The sequence below is a fragment of the Pseudarthrobacter sp. KH_020_B genome (genome assembly GCF_057840185.1).
This window is the reverse complement of the sequence record NZ_CM174506.1, coordinates 3551175-3570614: the sequence shown is the minus strand read 5'-3', so window position 1 is coordinate 3570614 and position 19440 is coordinate 3551175. Positions and strand designations below refer to the sequence as shown.

Below are 19440 nucleotides of genomic sequence, written 5' to 3'. Positions count from 1 at the left end.
CAACCACCGAGAGACCCCGCCACGCTTTCAAGAAAGGCCCTCCCATGAGCACCACAGCAAGTGAAATCACCTTCCGCCTGGAACAGAAGCGCCGTGTCCAGGCCGACTTCCCGGGCCCCAAGTCCATCGCCCTGACCGAGCGCCGCAAGGCAGTGGTCGCCGCGGGCGTCGCCTCCGCCGTTCCGGTCTACGTTGCGGACGCCGACGGCGGCATCATCCACGACGTCGACGGCAACTCCTTCATCGACCTCGGCTCGGGCATCGCGGTGACCAGCGTCGGCGCGTCCGATCCCGCCGTCGTCGGGGCCGTGAAGGAAGCCGTGGAGCACTTCACCCACACCTGTTTTATGGTCACGCCGTACGAAAGCTACGTGGCCCTCGCCGAGCAGCTTAACCGCCTGACCCCGGGCGACCACGAGAAGCGGACCGTGCTGTTCAACTCCGGCGCCGAGGCTGTGGAGAACGCCGTTAAGGTGGCCCGCCTCGCCACCGGGCGTGACGCCGTCGTCGCCTTTGACCACGCGTACCACGGCCGCACCAACCTGACCATGGCACTGACCGCGAAGGCCATGCCGTACAAGACCAACTTCGGCCCGTTCGCGCCCGAGGTTTACCGTATGCCCATGAGCTACCCGTACCGCGAGGAAAACCCCTCGATCACCGGTGCCGAGGCGGCCAAGCGCGCCATCACCATGATCGAGAAGCAGATCGGCGGCGACCAGGTTGCCGCGATCATCATCGAACCCATCCAGGGCGAGGGCGGCTTCATTGTCCCTGCCGAGGGTTTCCTCCCGGCACTGGCCGCCTGGGCCAAGGCCAACGGGGTGGTGTTCATCGCCGACGAGGTCCAGTCCGGTTTCTGCCGCACCGGCGAGTGGTTCGCGGTAGACCACGAGGGCGTTGTCCCGGACATCATCACCATGGCCAAGGGCATCGCCGGCGGCATGCCGCTGTCTGCGATCACCGGCCGGGCGGACCTGCTCGACGCCGTCCACCCCGGCGGCCTGGGCGGCACCTACGGCGGCAACCCGGTTGCGTGCGCCGCCGCGCTGGCCGCGATCGGGTCCATGGAGGAATACAACCTCGCCGGACGTGCGCGCCACATCGAGGAGCTCGCCACGGGACGCCTGCAGGAACTGCAGGCCGAACTGTCCGGCGCCGGGAAATCCGTGATCGGTGACATCCGTGGCCGCGGTGCGATGCTGGCCGTCGAACTGGTCCAGGCCGGTTCGATGGAACCCAACCCGGAGCTGACGAAGGCCGTGGCGGCTGCCTGCCTCAAGGAGGGCGTCATCATCCTCACCTGCGGCACCTATGGCAACGTCATCCGCCTGCTGCCCCCGCTGGTCATCACCGACGACCTGCTGAACGACGGCCTGGACGTCCTGGCCGCGGCCATCAAGGCCAACGCCTAGGACGGCGCTGAACAAGGGGACAATTCGGAGCGGCAGGTTTCGCTTTTGGACTCGTTCCGGGGCCTTGGGCGGCTCGTTGGGGGCATCGATTCCGGGCGCCGGAATTCCGGTCATGAATTTTGTGGGCCTTGCCGGGCCGTCCATAGCTCCCGTCGGCGCGGATCGGGGCCGGGGGCCGGGGCGGCCCCCCATTTTGGGTGCTATCCCAGGGCCCAGGCCCCGTTTTCGCCGGTGAGGCCTAGTTTCAGCAGTCGCCGAAGGTTCAGTGCGGCTGTGCGGACCTGCAGCCAGGCGTTGTTCTTTTCCACGCCCCGGTATCGCAGGCGCCGGTTGCCTCCGGCGACCAGCCAGCCGATGGATCTTTCCACCAGGGGCCGGTAGGCCCGGTAGTCGTGCCTGAATGCTTCCTGGCGGGCGGCGGCGCGGTGGGCGCGCTGGCGGGCGTGGTGGACGGTGATAACGACTTTCCGCCCGCCCTTGGCCTTCGTGCATTGATCCCGCAGCGGGCACGCCTTGCAGGCGGTGCCGAAGTTCACGTTGCCCCGGGGGCTGATCGTGCGGACCTCCCCGGCCGGGCAGCTGAGCGTGTTCTTTGCTTCGTCGTGGGTGAAGTCGTCCAGGTCGTACCCGCCTGGCACGGCCGGGCGCAACGGCTTGGGCTTGACCAGGCCCTGGTGCCCGGCCGTATCGAGGGTCTCGAGCATGGGACCGGAACCGTAGGCCGAGTCCCCGAGCACCTGGTAGTCCACGGCGTCGTCTTTCATGGTCGGGTCCGTGCCGAGCAGGACGATTCCGGCGTCCGCGTCACTGGAGCCGGGCCCGGCGGCCCGGGTCAGCACCGCGCTGGTGTAGAGCCCGGTCTCCGGCTCCGCGACGATGTGGCCCTTGAAGCCGTCCATCATCACCGAGCGGGACTTGTGCGCGTGCCGGGCCTCGGTGTCCACCGTGGAAACGATCCGGTCCGGGGCGACCTTCCGGGCGATCCGCCACCTCCCGTCGGTGCCGTCGGAGCCCTCGGCCGGCTCCACGTCCTGCCCCGCCACCAGCGCCAGCAGCACGTACGCCTGATACTCCGGGGACCTGTCATCCAGGGTGGCGGGGTCCACCGCGGCCAGCAGCGCCAGCGCGTCAGTGACCAGCCCGGAAATCAGTTCGTCTTTTGCTTCCTTGTCATCCCAGGCGATATCCGGCTTCCCCACCCGCGTGTAGTCATAGGAGGTCGCGTGGACGGCCATGAGTGTCGCGCCGTGCTCCATGGCCTTGCCGAAGCGCCGGATCACGGCAATGAGCTGGGTGATGGTGTCCTGGCGGGCCACCGCGTCCTGGAAGACCGTCGAGTCCACCGCCCGGCGGTGCCGCCCGGCCAGGACCCCGGTGGCGGTAATGACCTGGGCGACAGCCTCCATGATCCGGTGCGGGTTCTCGCTGGTCCGCAGCCGGTTGCGCCAATGGACCAGGGCGGTGGGGTGGAACGCGGCCTCCGTCAGCCCGTACCCGCAGGCGGCCTTCCAGCGCAGGTCATACGTCAACGCCTCCGCGGCCGCCCGGTCCGACAAGCCTTCCAGGGCCTGCAGGACCAGGACCGTGCCGATCACCGAGGCCGGGATCGAGGGCCGGCCCCGCCGGGAGGGAAACAGGTCCTCCATCATCGAATCCGGAAACAGCCGGCCCCGATGCTCCGCCAAAAAAGCGTAGGCACCGCCCGGAGCCAACAACTCCCCGGCCAGTGCCTCCACATCCAAATACCCGCGCTGGGCCGCCTCAATACCTTGCATGTACCCAGTCTTAACGACCACGACCCGAAGTCCAGCAGGCGCGCCTCAACCCACCCACATTGTTCAGCGCCGTCCTAGGACGCACCCGCACAGAGTTAGCGTCCCCTCGCAACGGCGCGAACGAACACTTGAGGCCCTGGAAACTCGCGTTTCCAGGGCCTCAAGTGTTCGTTCGCGCTTTTGGGGTGCGGGGCTTAAGTGTCCCTTCGCGCCTGTCCTATGAGGAGCGGGCCAGCTTCCTGGCCCTCGAGTTCTTGCCTGCCATCCGCAGCATATCGACGGTCAGCACCAGCAAGGCCAGCCACACCACGCCGAAGCCGATCCAGCGGCTCGCGGTCATGGCTTCCTGGAACACCACCAGGGCCACGATGAACTGCAGGAGCGGGGCGACGTACTGCAGCAGCCCGATGGTGGTCATGGGCAGCCGGCGGGCCGAGGCGCCGAAGAACAGCAGCGGCACCGCGGTGATCACGCCGGAGGCCACCAGGAGCCAAAAGTGCCCGGGGCCCTGGGCGGTCAGGGTGGCGGAGCCGCTGACGCCCAGGAACACCATGGTGGCTGCCGCGATCGGGGCCAGCACGATGGTCTCCACGCTGAGGCTGGTCACCGCGTCCGCCTTCGGGCCGACGCGCTTCTTCACGAACCCGTACAGGCCGAAGCTGAAGGCCAGCGTCAGGGCGATCCAGGGCAGTTTGCCGTAGCTCACCGTGAGCACGCCCACCGCCACAAACCCGATGCCGACGGCGGCCCACTGGAGGGGACGCAGCTTCTCCTTCAGGACGAACACACCCAGGAGGACCGAGACCAGGGGATTGATGAAGTAGCCCAGCGCCGCTTCGACGGCCTGCCCGGTGGTGACGCCATAGGTATAGGTCAGCCAGTTCACGGCAATGAGTGCGGCCGCGATGGCGAGGGTGCCGAACACCGAACGGTCGCGGAAGGCTCCGGCCAGCGTGCGCCAGGACCGGGTGACGGTGATCAGGAGGACGCAGAAAATCAGCGACCACACGACGCGGTTGGCCACGATTTCCACCGCTCCGGCGGGCATCAACGCGAAGAAGTACAGGGGGAGCAGCCCCCACAGCCCGTACGCGCCGAAGCCGAACAGGATTCCCGCCGTCGTCTCCTTGTCTACAGCTTTGAGCCCTGCGGGGCTGGCAATAGTGGACTTGGCCAAGGAGGCGGTTTTAGGGGGCGTAGGCACCTAACCATTAACACCAGTTGATGGACGCATATTCCAGTCAATTCTCAGTACGCTTTCCTTCATGGAACCGAAGACGCCGCAGGTTGCCGCCCCGTGAGGCTCCGCCGCAGCAACGCGAACGGCCGCGGCTACCGTCGCGTGCGCGCCGGGACGGGCTTCAGCTACCGGGACCTGGACGGCTCCACACTGCCGCCGGGGACTGTCCGGGACCGGCTGGAAAGCGTCGGCATCCCGCCGGCCTGGACCGACGTGTGGATTGCGCCCTACGACAACGGGCACATCCAGGCGACCGGCCTCGATGCGATGGGCCGGCGGCAGTACATCTACCACCCCGCCTGGCGGGAGCGGAAAGACCGCGTGAAGTTCGACCGCGCACTCCAGCTGGCGGAATCGCTACCCACCGCCCGCCGGCTGGTCACCCTGGACCTGCGCAGCGACGGTCCCAGCCGCGAACGCGTCCTGGCGGCGGCCTTCCGGATGCTGGACAGCGGGTCGTTACGGGTGGGATCGGAGCGGTACACCAACGAGAACGGCAGCCGCGGCCTGGCCACACTGCTGTGTGCGCATGTCCAGGTCCGGAAGGAGTACCTGGAGCTGAGGTTTCCGGCCAAGAGCGGGAAGGACTGGGAGTCGGAAATCCACGACGCCGACCTCGCCGCCCTGGTGCGGACGCTCAAGCGCCGCGGTGGAAATGCCAGGCTGCTGGCGTTCAAGGACGGCCGGACCTGGCGGCCGGTCACCAGCGCCGACATCAATGCCTACGTCAAGGAGCGGACCGGCCTGGACTTTACTGCCAAGGACTTCCGCACGCTGCACGGGACCGTGGCCGCAGCCATCAGCCTGGCACACAGCGGCCCGCAGAAGACCGGCGCGGCGCGGCAGAGTGCCATCAGCGTCGCCATGCTGGAGACCGCCGCGGTGCTGGGGAACACGCCGTCGATCGCCCGGAAAAGCTATGTAGATCCCCGGCTGCTGGACCACTTTGCCGCCGGCGAGACCATCGACCCGCACCGGGCGGAGTCCGCCGAGTCCGAGCTGCGGGCGCTGCTGTACCGGGAAGGCGATGTGGTGCCGCTGCAACACATTTAGAATGGGGACATTGTGCGCAACCTGTCCCGCGCAACTCCTCGTTCCAGAAGGGCTCCCGGTGTCCAACCCAGGCGAAACCACCCCCAAGCGTCCACTCCGCGTTGCCATTGTGGGTGCCGGACCGGCGGGTGTTTACGCGGCGGACATCCTGACCAAGTCCAGCGGGGTGAAGGACGGCGATTTTGAGGTCAGCATCGACCTTTTTGAGGCCTACCCGGCCCCGTACGGCCTGATCCGCTACGGCGTCGCGCCCGACCATCCGCGCATCAAGGGGATCGTGAACGCCCTGCACAAGGTCCTGGACCGGGGCGACATCCGCTTCCTGGGTAACGTCACGTACGGCCGCGACCTGACCCTGCACGACTTCCGCGCCTTCTACGACGCCGTGATCTTCTCTACCGGCGCCATCAAGGACGCGGACCTGAACGTCCCGGGTATCGACCTGGCCGGATCGTTCGGCGGTGCCGACTTTGTGTCCTGGTATGACGGCCACCCGGACGTGCCGCGCGAGTGGCCGCTGGACGCCAAGGAAATTGCCGTAATCGGCAACGGGAACGTGGCCCTGGACGTGGCCCGGATGTTGGCCAAGCACGCCGAAGAACTGCTCACCACCGAAATCCCGGACAACGTCTACCAGGGCCTGAAGAACTCCCCGGTCACCGACGTCCACGTCTTCGGCCGCCGCGGCCCCGCGCAGGTCAAGTTCACGCCGCTGGAACTGCGCGAGCTGAGCCACATGAAGGACGTGGATATTGTCCTGTACCCGGAGGACTTCGAGTTCGACGAAGCCTCCGATGACGCCATCCGCAGCAACAACCAGATCAAGACCATGGTGAACACGCTGACCAACTGGCTCGTGGAGGAGCACGCCGAATCAGAACAGCCGTCCTCCCGCCGCCTGCACCTGCACTTCCTGCACAGCCCGGTGGAGATCTACCAGGACCTCGACGACGGCGGGTCCGGCCAGGTGGCCGGCATCAAGTTTGAGCGCATGGAGCTGGATGGCACCGGCAACGTCAAGGGCACCGGCGAGTTTGTGGACTACCCCGTCCAGGCCGTGTACCGCGCCATCGGCTACCACGGTTCGCCGCTGGACGAGCTGGAATACGACGCCAAGCGCGGAGTGGTGCCCAACGAGGGCGGCCGCGTGCTCGACGCTAGCGGCAACCCTGTCCCCGGAATCTACGCCACCGGCTGGATCAAGCGCGGGCCCGTCGGCCTGATCGGCCACACCAAGGGCGACGCCCTGGAGACCATCGGCTTCCTGCTGGAGGACCGGCTTACCCTTCCCCCGGCTGAAAACCCGGATCCGCAGGCCATCATCGATCTCCTGCACGAGCGCGGCATCGAGTTCACCACCTGGGAGGGCTGGATCAAGCTGGACGCGCACGAAGCAGCCCTCGGCGCCGAATGGACAGAAGGCGTGACCGGCTCGGACGGGACTGCCGACGTCGTGCGTGAACGCATCAAAGTAGTCCCGCGCGAGGAAATGATCAGCATCTCCCGCGCCTGACCCCGACCCCTGCCTGACCAACAAAACAGCGCGAAAGGACAGTTGAGGCCCCAGCCAGAGGGGCCTCAAGTGTCCGTTCGCGCAAGTGGGTGGCCGCTAGTGGCTGCGTGCCGGTGCGCCCACCAGCGACTCCAAGGTAGCGATGGCGCCCTTGGTGTGCAGTGAGGACAGCGCGTCCCGGTAGGCGCTGCGGAAGCGTTCGTCGTCAATGACGTCGCCGAAAAGCTCGCGGTTGGCGATGAAGGCGTCCAGGTCCTCCCGGTTGTGTTGCGCCGCTGCCGTCAGCTGGTCGGCCAAACGGTCGACGACGGCGATCGGCTCGCCGCCCTCGTCCACGCCTTCGGCGTAGCGCGCCCAGCTGGCCACTATCGCAGCGGACAGTTCCACCGGCCGGCCCGCGGCAAGATTCTCGCGAACCACAGGCATGAGCCACTTCGGGATGCGGTCCGAACTCTCGGCGCACAGGCGCGCCACGGTGTCGGCCACGTACTCGTTGCTGAAGCGCTCGATCAGCTTGTGCTTGTACGCCGTGAGGTCCACCCCGGGGAGCGGGGACAGCGTGGGGGTGGCTTCCTCGTCCATGTAGCGCAGCAGGAACCCGGCAAACAGCGGGTTCCGGACAACGTCGTGCACTGCGCGGTATCCGGCCAGGTGGCCGAAGTAGCACAGGCCCTGGTGGCTGGCGTTGAGCAGCCGCAGCTTCATCAGCTCGTACGGAACCACGTCCGCCACGAGCTGGACACCGGCGTCCTCGAAGGCCGGGCGGCCCGCGACAAACTTGTCCTCCAGCACCCACTGGTCGAAGTCCTCGCTGACCACCGGCCACGCATCGTTGATGCCGTAGCGTACGGCGATGTCGGCGCGGTCGGCGTCGGTGGTGACGGGAGTGATCCTGTCCACCATCGAGCTGGGGAACGGCACTTCGGCGTCCAGCCAGGCGCCGAATTCCGGCTCCAGGGCAGTGGCGAACGCGGTGAACATCCGCTGCGCCACCTCGCCGTTGCCCTGGATGTTGTCGCAGCTCATCACGGTGAACGGGGCGATCCCGCGTTCGCGGCGCAGCCTGAGCCCGGCGCAGACCAGCCCAAAGGTGGTTTGCGGCCGCTGGGGTGCGGCCAGGTCCGCCCGCACCTGCGGATTATCGAGGTCGAATTCGCCCGTAACGGGGTGGACGTTGTACCCGCCCTCGGTCACGGTCAACGAGACGATCCGGATGGCGGGGTCGGCGAGCCGTTCGACGGCCGCCTGCGGGTCATCCGGAGCGAACACATACTCGATGATCGAACCGATGACGCGGACGTCGCGGCTGCCGTCGGGGTTCTTGACCACCAGGGTGTACAGCCCGTCGCTGGCCTTGAGGGCATCCCGCATTTTGGTGTCCGAGGGCATCACGCCCATGCCGCAGATGCCCCAGTCCAGGGCCTTGCCCTCGTTCATGAGCCGGTCCAGATACATGGCCTGGTGGGCGCGGTGGAAACCGCCCACGCCGAAGTGGATGATGCCGGCGGTCACCGCGGCGCGATCGTACGACGGCGGCGCGACCGTTTCGGGGAGATGTGGCAGGCTGCTGTTGCTGAGTTCCATGGGGCTCTCCTCTGAAGGGATTGGGGTGGGTTAGTTACTGGTGGTTGGCACGGGTTGGGGTGCGGTGGCGGCGCTGCCGGGGGTCGGGGCGGGGACGCCGTCGAAACCGGGCTGTGTTCCGCGCAGGGCATGGGAGAAGATGCCCGCCACGACGTAGAGCCCCGCAAAGAGGTACACCATGCCGGCAGCCCCGAGCGTGCCGTAGAGGAGCGCCACGAGCAGTGGTCCGGCGAAGACGGCGGCGCCGATGCCAAGGTTGTAGGAGCTCATGGCGGCGCCCGGGTGTTTGGGGGCCAGTGAGACGGCGATGGCAGAGAGCGGCACGAAGCCGGCCAGGCCGATGCCGAAGACGGCGCCGATCAGCAGCGTGAGCGGGTAGGCGGCCGCCCAGCCGTGGCTGACCGCGTAGTCCGGCACGACATAGAGACCCAGCATGGACACGGCGCACACGAGTGCACCGCACCAGGTCACGGTGCGGCTCCAGCCGAGGCGGTCGCCGAGCCATCCGAAGAACAGGTTGCAGGGGATGTTCACCGCGTAGATCACCGTGGTCAGGATCAGGAACTGCCCCACGGACCAGTTGAAACGCTCGAGGAAAAGCGCCGGGAAGAAGATGGCCATGCCGTAGGTGGGGATCGAGTTGATCATGCGGGTGAGCATCACCAGCAGCGCCCTGTGATTGGTGGCCAGCAGCTTCAGGCCAAACGTGAGGGTGGCCCAGACCTGATCGGAATTCTCCACCAGCGGGGCGCGGCCTGTTTTTTCCTTGACGCCGATGAGCGCCACGGCAGCGCCGGCCACCACCAGGACCAGCGAGATCCACAGGGTCTGGTAGTAGGAGAGGCCAAAGATGTCCAGGGAGACGCTGGCCGTGGCTGCCCCGAGGGTGGGCAGGCCGGCACTGAACGCGACATAGAACCAGCCGATGGACATGGCCAGGCGCTTGGCCTTGGCTGTGGCGCTGATCCATACGAGGAATCCGTAGGCAAAGAACGGGTAGCCGAAGCCGCGGAGCCCATAGCTGATGAAGATCAGGACCGTGTTGGAGCTGGCGGCCAGGGCCACGCCGAGGAACAGAACCTCGAACACGATCCAGATCACCGCTCCAATGATCATGACCTTCCGCGGGCCCCACAGATCGGACAGGGCCGCCGAGAAGAAGGCCGCCACTGCCACGGCGATCCCGTAGACAGTGACCAGAGAGCCGGCCAAGGGGATCGAGAACCCGTGGGCGTCCGTCAGGTAGGGCGCCAGGATGTTCGTCTCGACGCCATCGCCGATCATAAACAGGGTCAGGCCAACGAACCCCCAGATCAGCGGCCGGGGGAGCCCCAGCCGGTCGAAGAAAGTGGCCGGTGTTGCGTCGGCGGCCTCCCGGGCCAGTGCATCAGATCTCATGTCGCTTCCTTGCGTCGCTTGCGAATCCGTGTGGTCAATCTAACAACAATTTCACAAAGATAACATAGATCATGTTAGAAGTGGGAAGTAATCATCGTGTTTGATTCACTTCGGGATTGGATCTACCATCTGGAATGTGACTACCGAACAGCACGGTGTGGAATCCAGCGCCGGAACAGCCCTCCATGGCCTGCAGCCCGACGCACGCCGCCACGCCTTGGCCCGGTTCGTGGAGGAGCACGCCAGTGCCAAATTGGAAGTGATGGCGGAGACCTTCGGCGTCAGTGTCATGACCATCCACCGCGACCTGGACCAGCTGACCCGGGACGGAAGGCTGGAACGCATCCGTGGCGGTGCCCGGGCGATCCCGCGCAGGTTCGCTGAACGCGATGTCAGGCTCCGGCGTCATATGAACTCGGTCCAGAAGGACCTGCTGGCCCGCACCGCCGCCGGGCTGATCCCCAGCGGCGCCATCGTGTGCCTCGACGATTCCACCACTGTCGGGGCCATGGGGCAGTACATCGCGGACCGCCAGCCGTCCACGGTGATCACGCACTCGCTGGGCCTCATGGGCGTGATCGCCCAGCATCCGTCGATCGCCCTGGTGGGCCTGGGCGGCCAGTACTACTCCGAGACGGACAGTTTCCTGGGCACCGTGGTGGTGGACCAGGTCAAGCGCATTGCCGCGGACGTGGTGTTCGTCTCCACCACGGCGTTGAAAAACGGTGCCCTTTTCCACCCGGATGCTGAGGCTGCACTGACCAAGAAGGCCATCATCGAAGTGGCCGAACGTAAGGTCCTGCTGGCCGACACCAGCAAGTTCGAATCCAACGGCCTCTACCACGTGGTTGATCTGGATGTTTTTGACGACATCGTGGTCGCGGCGGACCTGCCTGCCTCGCACCGGGCCCAGCTGGAGCGGCTGGGACTGACAATTCATACCGCGCCTGCACTGTAAGGCCCGGCACCGTCTGGACCGAGCGTCCCTTCATTCTTCAGGAGCTTCCTTGAGCCCCCAGTTCGTCCTTGGAATCGATTCGTCCACCCAGTCCTGCAAAGCCGCGCTGGTGGACGCCGAGACCGGTGAAGTCCATACCCTGCGCCGCGCCGCGCACCCGGATGGCACGCAGGTGGATCCGGCGGCCTGGCAGGCAGCACTGGCGGATTCCGCCGGTGAGCTGCTCCCGCGCGCGGACGCCGTCTCGGTAGCCGGACAACAGCACGGCATGGTGGCGCTCGATGCTGACCGCCGAGTGGTCCGGCCCGCCATCCTCTGGAACGACACCTCTTCCGCGCCGCAGGCGCGCCAGTTGGTCGACGAGCTCGGCGGACCGCAGGCCTGCGCCGACGCCGTCGGCAGCGTCATGGTCGCCTCGCTGACCGCGTCCAAACTTCGTTGGCTCCGGGATGTCGAGCCCGCGTGCGCAACACGCACCGAACATGTGCTGCTGCCGCATGACTACCTGACGTGGCACCTGGGTGGCCGCCAGGAGATGACCACCGACCACGGCGACGCATCTGGCACAGGCTACTATTCGACGTCGGCACGGGAGTTTGTGCCGGAACTCGCCCGCCTGGCACTGGGCCATCCCGTCGGCCTGCCCCGAGTAGCCGGCCCGAACGAAGTGGTCGGCACTACTCACGACGGCAAGGCAATCGCGGCCGGCACGGGCGACAACATGGCAGCCGCCCTCGGCCTGGGGCTCGGCCCCGGTGATGTCTGCGTGTCCATCGGCACGTCCGGGGTGGCCTCCGCCGTCGTTGATGCCAGCGTGCATGACGGCAGCGGCCTGGTGTCGGGATTCGTTGACGCCACCGGACGGAACCTGCCGCTGGCCTGTACCCTGAACGGCGCGCGCGTGCTCGAGTTCGGGGCACGCCTCCTGGGAGTGGACCACGCTGAATTTGCCCGGCTGGCCTTGTCCGCCCGGCCCGGCGCGGGCGGTGCCGTGATGCTGCCGTACCTGGACGGGGAGCGGACGCCCAACCGTCCGGAGGCCACCGGCACCATGCATGGACTGACCTCCGCAACAAACCGGGAAGACTTGGCGCGCGCCGTCATCGAAGGCTTGCTGTGCTCCCTGCGGGATGCGGTGAAGGCCCTCGAAGCGGCAACCGGGGTGACCACCCGGCGCATCATGTTGATCGGCGGCGGATCCCAGTCAGAGGCATTGCGACGAATTGCCCCGCAGGTCTTCGGTGTGGCAGTGAATGTCCCGGCGCCGGGGGAGTACGTGGCGCTTGGAGCGGCGCGCCAGGCGGCCTGGGCACTCAGCGGCGCTGACCAGCCGCCGGCGTGGCCCGGCGCCGAGTCCACAGTCTTTGAGGACACACCGCAGCCGCAGGTCTACGAGCGCTATGCCGAACTCCGTGACCGGACGGAAAGCTGGGCCTAGCCGCAGGCCCCAGCCATCCCCAGCCCCGCGAACGGCGCGAACGGACACTTGAGGCCCTCACCGGAGGGGCCTCAAGTGTCCGTTCGCGCAAGAAGGGTTGGCGCTGGAGGGTTCGCGCCGGCGGCCATTAGACTTGCAGGACCGAGGGGAGTTCGATGAGGAACCTGATCCTGCCGCCGGCGTCCGGCGGCGAAGCGATTGCGCTTGCCCAGCGCGATGCCCTGGCCGCCCATGAGCAGCTCGACGACCAGGCGTTTCCGGGCGCCCCGGAAATCCCCGGGCTGCGCAGGCTGATCCGGGAATCCTGGCAGCGGTCCGCCAAATTGCACGCCAACCCTGACAATCCAGAAGCGCCCCTCGCCCTGGACACCGACGAGCTCGAGGATTACCGGCGGCAGCACCCTCTGGCCAGCATCATGCCCGTGATCCACAAGCTCCTGGTCCAGCCCAGTCACGACAGCGGCCTGCTCGTTGCCGTCGGTGATGAGGTGGGCCGGCTGCTCTGGGTGGAAGGCGATCCGGCCCTGCAGCGCCGTGCTGAAGGCATGATGTTCGTGCCAGGCGCCGACTGGTCAGAGGCCACAGTGGGCACCAGCGCTCCCGGCACTGCACTGGCCCTGGGCCGCGGCATCCAGATCTCCGGAGCAGAGCACTACCAGCGGTCCGTGCACGCGTGGAGCTGCACCGCCGTCCCGTTCCACGATCCTGATTCCGGAGCGCTGCTGGGCGTTGTGGACATCACGGGCAAGGCCACCGCGGTGGCGCCCCACACGTTGTCGCTCGTCGAGGCGACGGTCGCTGCCGCTCAGGCGCAGCTCCGTGTTGAGCGGCTGCAGCTGGCGGCAACCCTTGCCAGCCGGCCGGCCCGACGGCGGAACAACAGTTCCGCGGCCATGCCAGGTTCGGCGCGGGCCGGGGGAGCGGGCGCCGGCGGCGCGAAGGAAGGCAGCCTCTACCGCAACAGCCTGCAGCTGCTGGGCCGCGACCAGGCTTTGCTCAGCATCGAAGGCAAGACCGTGGCACTGTCCGCCCGGCACAGCGAAATCCTCGCCCTCCTCAGCACCCACCCGGACGGCCTGAGCGCGGAGGAGTTGTGTGTGCTGCTGTACCCGGGCGACGGGTCCACCATGACGCTCCGCGCAGAGATGGTCCGGCTGCGCAAGATCCTCCAGCAGCTCAACCCCGCCGCCGTCCCCGGATCCCGGCCGTACAAACTCAGCATGGACTTGGTCCCGGACAGCGGCCAGGTGCTGAACTGCCTGCAGCGCGGTGCCCACCGCATTGCGCTGGAAATCTACCGGGGCGCCGTGCTGCCGCGGTCCGAGGCGCCGGGCATCATCGACCTGCGCGACAGGGTCTCCTCGCTCATGCGCGAAGCGGTGCTGACCGACGGCAGTGCCGAGACGCTGCTTAAGTACGCGGCCCTCCCGGAGGCGAGGGACGACGTCGGCGTCCGGACTGTCGCGCTGAAGCTGCTGCCGCCGCGCTCGCCCAAGCGCGCCGCTGTCGTCGCCGACCTTGAGCGGCTGGAAGCCGAACTGAGCGCCTAACCGCCGCCGGTGGTCGAGCCTGTCGAGACCCAATCACCGGGCGCCCGGGATTTCGACAAGCTCAATCACCGGTCGTATGTGGCCCGCCAGACCGCCGTGAAGGCCAAGTACCAGCTGTGGGTCACCCAGGCCGAACGCCATCGCCGGGATCCTGGCCACCTGCAAGTAGTCGCAGCCCTGGCCGGCCGTTACAAAGAAAGAACCCCGGGCAGCTGCGGCCCGGGGTTCTTTCTTCCTTGGTGATCTGGATCAGCTGCGGTACGTGAACAGCGCCGTGTGGGACGTGCCGTCATTGAGAGTCAGCTTGAACATCCGGCAGGACCCGGCCCACGTCTTATCTGTCTTCCAGACGTAGGTGTACGTGCCCTTGGCCGCGTCGTAGGAAAGGCTGCTGGAACCTGCAGTCGATGTTGTCTCGACCTCGGCAATGACCGCCCCGGTGTCGCAGGTGACGGGTACAGACGTCGGTGATCCTGCTGTCAGGATGTCCATACCGAAGTCGCCGCCGAGGCTGAACTGCATGGGCACGGCCCGGCCAGCCGTCATGACATTCAGAGCCGGCGCTGCATCAACAGGCGCCAGGAACCCGCCGAAGTCGTAACCTGAGTTGGCCGCCAGCAAGGTCACCGTGGAAGGCGTGCCCATTGCATGATCCGCGGTGAAGCCGACAACACCGATCTCGACATCCTTCTCGCGGTCCACGTCAGTGATCGTCGCTGTCCGTGCAGCCACGTCGACTGCACCGGCCGGGATGCCGTCCACGCTCAGGCCCCAGATGCCGACCAGCGGGTCACTGGATTCCCAGGTCACCTGGACGGTGCTCGTACCCGCGGCCGTGGAAGTCGCCACGGCCTTAACGTTCAGCGGGGCAGTGGGGAGACCATCACGCGGACCGGACCCGACGTGGGCGGCCGCTGAAGCGTTCGCAACAAGGCCGTTGGCATCCGTCATCCTGACCTGCATGAACCCGTCCGATTTGATCGGGTAAGTGTGCTTGGCGACCGGAGCAGTGCCGGATTCTTCAAAGATCCCGTTGCCGTCGTAGTCCCAGTCATACTTCACGATGGAGGAATTGGGTGAGTACGAGGCCGAAGCGTCGAACGTGAATTCCTGCCCGGCTGGCCCCCAGTAGGCCGGGTGCTGGAGGATGGCGACAGGCCGTTCCTGAAGCCTGGTCAGCGCGGTGGTCAGGGCGGCCTTCGTGTCACCGCCGTCGACGATTACCTGGCCTGTTGTTGCCTGGGCAAGTGCGGAGTAGAAGCTGCTGAAGTAGGAGGGAACGACAGGGTAGACGTTCACGGGGTCGATCTCCAGCGCCCTCTTGGCGACCGACGCGAGCGTGCTTCCGTCCACCAGATCAGGATCGTGGTAGTCGGCATCGGTCAGGACCACCGCGGCCTTGGTGGCACCGTCTCTCCAGTCCAAGCCATTGAAGGCAGTCATGAGGGCGTGCAGGGCCGCCTCCGGCCGGTCCCCGCCGCCGTCGGCGTAAATGGTGGAGAGCTGGGTGTTGAACTCTGTTGTGTCTTCCTGGAACCCGCTGAGGATCCGGGCCGTGAATTGGTCTCCGGCGTCCTTGTATTCAACGAGGGCGACACGGCCGCGGTTTGTCTTGATGGTGTCGGCCATTTCGGCTGCGAAAGCCTTTGTTGCCTGAATTCGGCTCCACATCGATCCGGTCGAGTCGATCAGGAAGACCACGTCCAGTCCGGACGTGCCGGCTCCAGGCAGTGTGACCGTGTCGTTCACTTGGCCGGCGGGCAGCAGCGGCTTGAGTCGTTTGGCGATTTCGACGGCTGCCCGGTCGATGCTGAGGCCGGGATTGGCATAGGTTTCATGTCCTTCGGAGTCCCACGGATAGGGGCTGGAACCGCACACGAAGTCGTGAGTGGCGCACGACAGGCCGGTGCTGGAGGTGAAGCCGGCTGGAAGGTAGGGGTAGCGGGCTCCCAGGGCACCGCGGGCTACGCCGCAGTCTGGAACGTCAAACCGCCACTCGGACGGCTCGGCAAGTCCAAAGCACTTCGGGGAGATGATTCCGTCGCCGCCCTCCGGAAGCGAGAGCCGTGGGTCACCGAATAACGCTTGGTACACGACGCGCTTGCGCAGACCGTCGCTGAGTTTTTCGTTATAGGCTTCACCGGCGACCTGCGCACCCTGTGAGTAGCCGCCCATCACGAAGTAGGAGGACGGGCACTTAGCTGAGCGAGATTCGAGGTACGACGACATTTCTTCAACGCCGTTGTCCACGCTCGTGCCGTACCAGAGTGCACTGCCTCCGGACGAGAAGGCGCCAACGGTGTTTAGAGTGGACTGCCAGGTTCCCGTGCCGACAGGGACTGCAGCATACTGAAACCCGTTAACAAGCTGGCTTCCCAACTCGTAGTGGTTGGTGGTCAATGTGTCGCTGATCCGCTCATTGATCTGTTCCTGAAATCTCCTCACTTCTGCCTGGCGCATTATCTGACCCGAGCCGCGTGCGAAAACGGTTTCGACGTTCGCGCATTCGCGGGTCAGGGCGTCGGCGATGACAGAGTCGGCAGCCACCGCCGGTGCTGGGAGCATGAACGCGGACAGGGCGGTAGTAAGGACAGCAGCGATGATGCGTAACGAAGATTTTGGACGCACAGCAATTACCCCCAAGTGGTTACTGAACATAAAATGCCGCCAATCGCGGCTCAAGACCGCGGACGGGACCCGAATGGTCTCAGAGTACCTGCGGGTTCATCCACTGACTAGATAAACCGTCCTCAATTTTTGCGAAGGAATCAGCGATGCGGTTTCACGAGCAATACGACGACGTCAGCTCTGTCGTTCTTGTCGGGGCTTGTGACGCTCAGGTCGTAGTCGTACTCACCATCAGTTCCCGACGAGCTACATACTGTTGTTGGGCCGCCGACATTCGGCCGCCGATTGCAACTGCCCTCAACGCTCATGGCAAAACCTGCATCGGAGCTCAGGGACTTCAGATCATCGACGGTGAGTTCTCTTCCGGTGTTCCAGCTCTTGGCGATACTGGGGCACGGGTTGGTTTCGAAGCAGAGGAACATCTCCCTGCGAACGACGCTGTCCTCCAGCTTCCAGTCGGCAGGGATGGAAAAGCGCTCAGCGCGGGAAACCATGTCGGCGGTGACCCTGTCCTCGGCAGCCCGGACAAGAAAGAACGCTAGGGCCCCAAGGACCACGACTGCTGCCAGGATGATCCCGGTTCTTCTCTTCACTGTGTCCCCCAAAGCCATCAGTGCATACGCACCCATGACCGGGACGACCGGGTGGTGACCGGGACGACCGGGTGGTGCTGAGTGCATCGTATCCTCATGCCGCAGCTTTGTCTGCGAAATTGTCAGTGCCCGCCCGTATCAGCTGCTTCGACTGGCTCCCCACAGGTCGCCGGCGGCAGAAAGGGTACGAAATGAGCGAAAACGGCCATACTGAGGCAACCTTTCTGCCGCCACTTCTTCCCATGACGTGCGGCGCCGCCCCTTCCCAACTCCCAGCGCAGGCTTCAAAGGCGAAGTCGGCGTTGCGGATTTCCGGCGGCCTGATCTCCATCGCCGTCGGCTCTGGGGCGGCAGTGCTGCCCTGGCCTTAAACTCGATGAGCACCCTGCTCGGTCCCCGATTCGTGTGGCTTGGCTTCCTGCTCGGCTTCGCGGCCCTCGGCAGCGTCGCTCAAGTACGCGGCACTCCCGGAGGCAAGGGACGACGTCGTCCGGACTGTCGCGCTGAAGCCGCTGCCGCCGCGCTCGCCCAAGCGGGCCGCCGTCGTCGCCGACATTGAACGGCTGGAAGCGGAACTGAGCGCCTGACCTGGATTTCGATAGGCTCTATCACCGCATGGTGGGGACCGTCAGTGAGCTGGCTCACACCCGCGCAACCTGACTGCAACCTTCACCCTCCTACGCTGAAACCAACGGCGGCCCCAGTATCAAGGCCACCTCATGCACAGCAAAGGAGCTAGCAATGACTGTTTACGCACAGCCCGGTACCGAGGGTTCGAAGATCACGTTCAAGGACCGCTACGAGAACTGGATCGGTGGCGAGTGGGTTGCCCCCGTCAAGGGCCAGTATTTTGAGAACATCACTCCCGTCACCGGCAAGGTCTTCTGCGAAGTGGCCCGCGGCACCGCGGAAGACATCGAGCTGGCGCTGGACGCCGCCCACAAGATCGCACCCTCCTGGGGCAAGACCTCCGTCGCGGAACGTGCCGCCATCCTGAACAGGATCGCGGACCGGATCGACGAAAACCTCGAAATGCTGGCCGTCGCCGAGTCCTGGGACAACGGCAAGCCCGTCCGCGAAACCCTGAACGCGGACATTCCGCTCGCCGCGGACCACTTCCGCTACTTCGCCTCCGCGGTCCGCGCCCAGGAGGGCCGGCTGTCCCAGCTCGATGACGACACCACCGCCTACCACTATCACGAGCCGCTCGGCGTCGTGGGCCAGATCATCCCGTGGAACTTCCCCATCCTGATGGCCGTCTGGAAGCTTGCCCCGGCCCTGGCCGCAGGCAACGCCGTGGTCCTCAAGCCGGCCGAGCAGACGCCGTCGTCCATCCTGGTCCTGATCGAGCTCATCGGCGATCTCCTCCCGGCCGGTGTCCTCAACATCGTCAACGGCTTCGGCGTCGAAGCAGGCAAGCCGCTGGCCTCCAGCCCGCGGATCCGCAAGATCGCCTTCACCGGCGAGACCACCACTGGCCGGTTGATCAGCCAGTACGCCAGCCAGAACCTGATCCCGGTCACGCTGGAACTGGGCGGCAAGAGCCCCAACATCTTCTTCAACGACGTCGCCGAAACCAACGACGCCTTCTACGACAAGGCCCAGGAAGGATTCGCGCTGTTCGCCTTCAACCAGGGCGAAGTCTGCACCTGCCCGTCCCGCGCCCTGGTCCAGGAGGACATCTACGATTCCTTCATGGCCGACGCCGTGGCCCGCGTCGGGAAAATGATCCAGGGCAACCCGCTGGACACCGAAACCCAGGTGGGCGCCCAGGCCTCCAACGACCAGCTCGAGAAGATCCTCTCCTACATCGACATCGGCAAGCAGGAGGGCGCCAAAGTCCTGATCGGCGGGGCCCGCGCCCAGCTCGAAGGAGACCTGGCCGGCGGCTACTATGTCCAGCCCACCGTCTTCGAGGGCCACAACAAGATGCGGATCTTCCAGGAGGAGATCTTCGGGCCGGTGGTTTCGGTGGCAAAGTTCAGCGACTACAACGACGCCATGGGCATCGCCAATGACACCCTGTACGGGCTCGGCGCCGGCGTCTGGTCCCGCAACGGCAACGTTGCGTACCGCGCGGGCCGCGAAATCCAGGCCGGCCGCGTCTGGGTCAACAACTACCACGCCTACCCGGCTGGCGCCGCCTTCGGCGGCTACAAGTCCTCAGGCATCGGACGTGAAAACCACTCCATGATGCTGGACCACTACCAGCAGACCAAGAACCTCCTGGTCAGCTACAACGAGAACAAGCTCGGCTTCTTCTAGGCCGGCTACGGGCGGGCGGCCTCAGGGCCG

General features: G+C 66.0%; 13 protein-coding genes and 1 pseudogene. 8 read left to right on the top strand and 6 right to left on the bottom strand.

Features of this window, described 5'->3' with window-relative positions; translation table 11 throughout:
* Positions 1-44: 44 nt before the first annotated feature.
* Entirely contained in the window at positions 45-1415 is a 1371-nt protein-coding gene (gabT, locus tag AC3IT0_RS16545) for a 4-aminobutyrate--2-oxoglutarate transaminase (protein WP_489320775.1), read from the top strand.
* 200 nt (positions 1416-1615) lie between these two features.
* On the opposite strand, the gene AC3IT0_RS16540 is transcribed toward gabT, so the two are convergent.
* Together AC3IT0_RS16540 and rarD are read right to left on the bottom strand one after the other, a co-directional pair.
* Positions 1616-3190 (bottom strand): IS1182 family transposase, encoded by a 1575-nt coding sequence (locus tag AC3IT0_RS16540; RefSeq protein WP_489320774.1) that lies wholly within the window; start codon positions 3188-3190, stop codon positions 1616-1618.
* 217 nt (positions 3191-3407) lie between these two features.
* A complete protein-coding gene (gene rarD / locus AC3IT0_RS16535; protein WP_489320773.1) occupies positions 3408-4367 on the bottom strand; it encodes an EamA family transporter RarD in 960 nt (319 codons plus the stop codon).
* A 120-nt stretch (positions 4368-4487) separates the two neighbouring features.
* Between rarD and AC3IT0_RS16530 the strand changes: the two genes are divergently transcribed.
* On the top strand, positions 4488-5483 hold the full coding sequence (locus AC3IT0_RS16530) for a DNA topoisomerase IB (protein ID WP_489320772.1): 996 nt from the start codon (positions 4488-4490) through the stop codon (positions 5481-5483).
* Between the two features lie 58 nt (positions 5484-5541).
* Positions 5542-6996 carry an FAD-dependent oxidoreductase gene (locus AC3IT0_RS16525; RefSeq protein ID WP_489320771.1) on the top strand — a complete coding sequence of 485 codons (1455 nt, stop codon included), beginning with the start codon at positions 5542-5544 and terminating at the stop codon, positions 6994-6996.
* Positions 6997-7092: 96 nt separating this feature from the next.
* Here the strand turns inward: AC3IT0_RS16525 and AC3IT0_RS16520 are convergent, their stop codons facing one another.
* Together AC3IT0_RS16520 and AC3IT0_RS16515 are read right to left on the bottom strand one after the other, a co-directional pair.
* Positions 7093-8580 (bottom strand): mannitol dehydrogenase family protein, encoded by a 1488-nt coding sequence (locus AC3IT0_RS16520; RefSeq protein ID WP_489320770.1) that lies wholly within the window; start codon positions 8578-8580, stop codon positions 7093-7095.
* A gap of 30 nt (positions 8581-8610) precedes the next feature.
* Entirely contained in the window at positions 8611-9978 is a 1368-nt protein-coding gene (locus tag AC3IT0_RS16515) for an RbtT/DalT/CsbX family MFS transporter (protein ID WP_489320769.1), read from the bottom strand.
* Positions 9979-10114: 136 nt separating this feature from the next.
* On the opposite strand from AC3IT0_RS16515, the gene AC3IT0_RS16510 reads away from it, so the two are divergent.
* From AC3IT0_RS16510 to AC3IT0_RS16500, 3 genes are all read left to right on the top strand, one after another.
* On the top strand, positions 10115-10936 hold the full coding sequence (locus tag AC3IT0_RS16510; RefSeq protein ID WP_489320768.1) for a DeoR/GlpR family DNA-binding transcription regulator: 822 nt from the start codon (positions 10115-10117) through the stop codon (positions 10934-10936).
* Between the two features lie 49 nt (positions 10937-10985).
* Positions 10986-12374 carry a xylulokinase gene (gene xylB, locus AC3IT0_RS16505; protein WP_489320767.1) on the top strand — a complete coding sequence of 463 codons (1389 nt, stop codon included), beginning with the start codon at positions 10986-10988 and terminating at the stop codon, positions 12372-12374.
* A 155-nt stretch (positions 12375-12529) separates the two neighbouring features.
* Positions 12530-13924 carry a helix-turn-helix domain-containing protein gene (locus AC3IT0_RS16500; RefSeq protein WP_489320766.1) on the top strand — a complete coding sequence of 465 codons (1395 nt, stop codon included), beginning with the start codon at positions 12530-12532 and terminating at the stop codon, positions 13922-13924.
* Between the two features lie 249 nt (positions 13925-14173).
* Here the strand turns inward: AC3IT0_RS16500 and AC3IT0_RS16495 are convergent, their stop codons facing one another.
* Both AC3IT0_RS16495 and AC3IT0_RS16490 read right to left on the bottom strand, forming a co-directional pair.
* On the bottom strand, positions 14174-16552 hold the full coding sequence (locus AC3IT0_RS16495) for a PxKF domain-containing protein (RefSeq protein WP_489320765.1): 2379 nt from the start codon (positions 16550-16552) through the stop codon (positions 14174-14176).
* 140 nt (positions 16553-16692) lie between these two features.
* Positions 16693-17163 (bottom strand): hypothetical protein, encoded by a 471-nt coding sequence (locus AC3IT0_RS16490; RefSeq protein WP_489320764.1) that lies wholly within the window; start codon positions 17161-17163, stop codon positions 16693-16695.
* A gap of 431 nt (positions 17164-17594) precedes the next feature.
* Here AC3IT0_RS16490 and AC3IT0_RS16485 point away from each other — a divergent pair.
* Together AC3IT0_RS16485 and exaC are read left to right on the top strand one after the other, a co-directional pair.
* Positions 17595-17732: pseudogene (locus AC3IT0_RS16485) on the top strand (transcriptional regulator); the annotation flags it as partial.
* Between the two features lie 154 nt (positions 17733-17886).
* Positions 17887-19410, top strand: coding sequence for an acetaldehyde dehydrogenase ExaC (gene exaC, locus AC3IT0_RS16480; RefSeq protein ID WP_489320763.1), 1524 nt, complete (start codon positions 17887-17889; stop codon positions 19408-19410).
* The last annotated feature ends 30 nt before the right edge of the window (positions 19411-19440 follow it).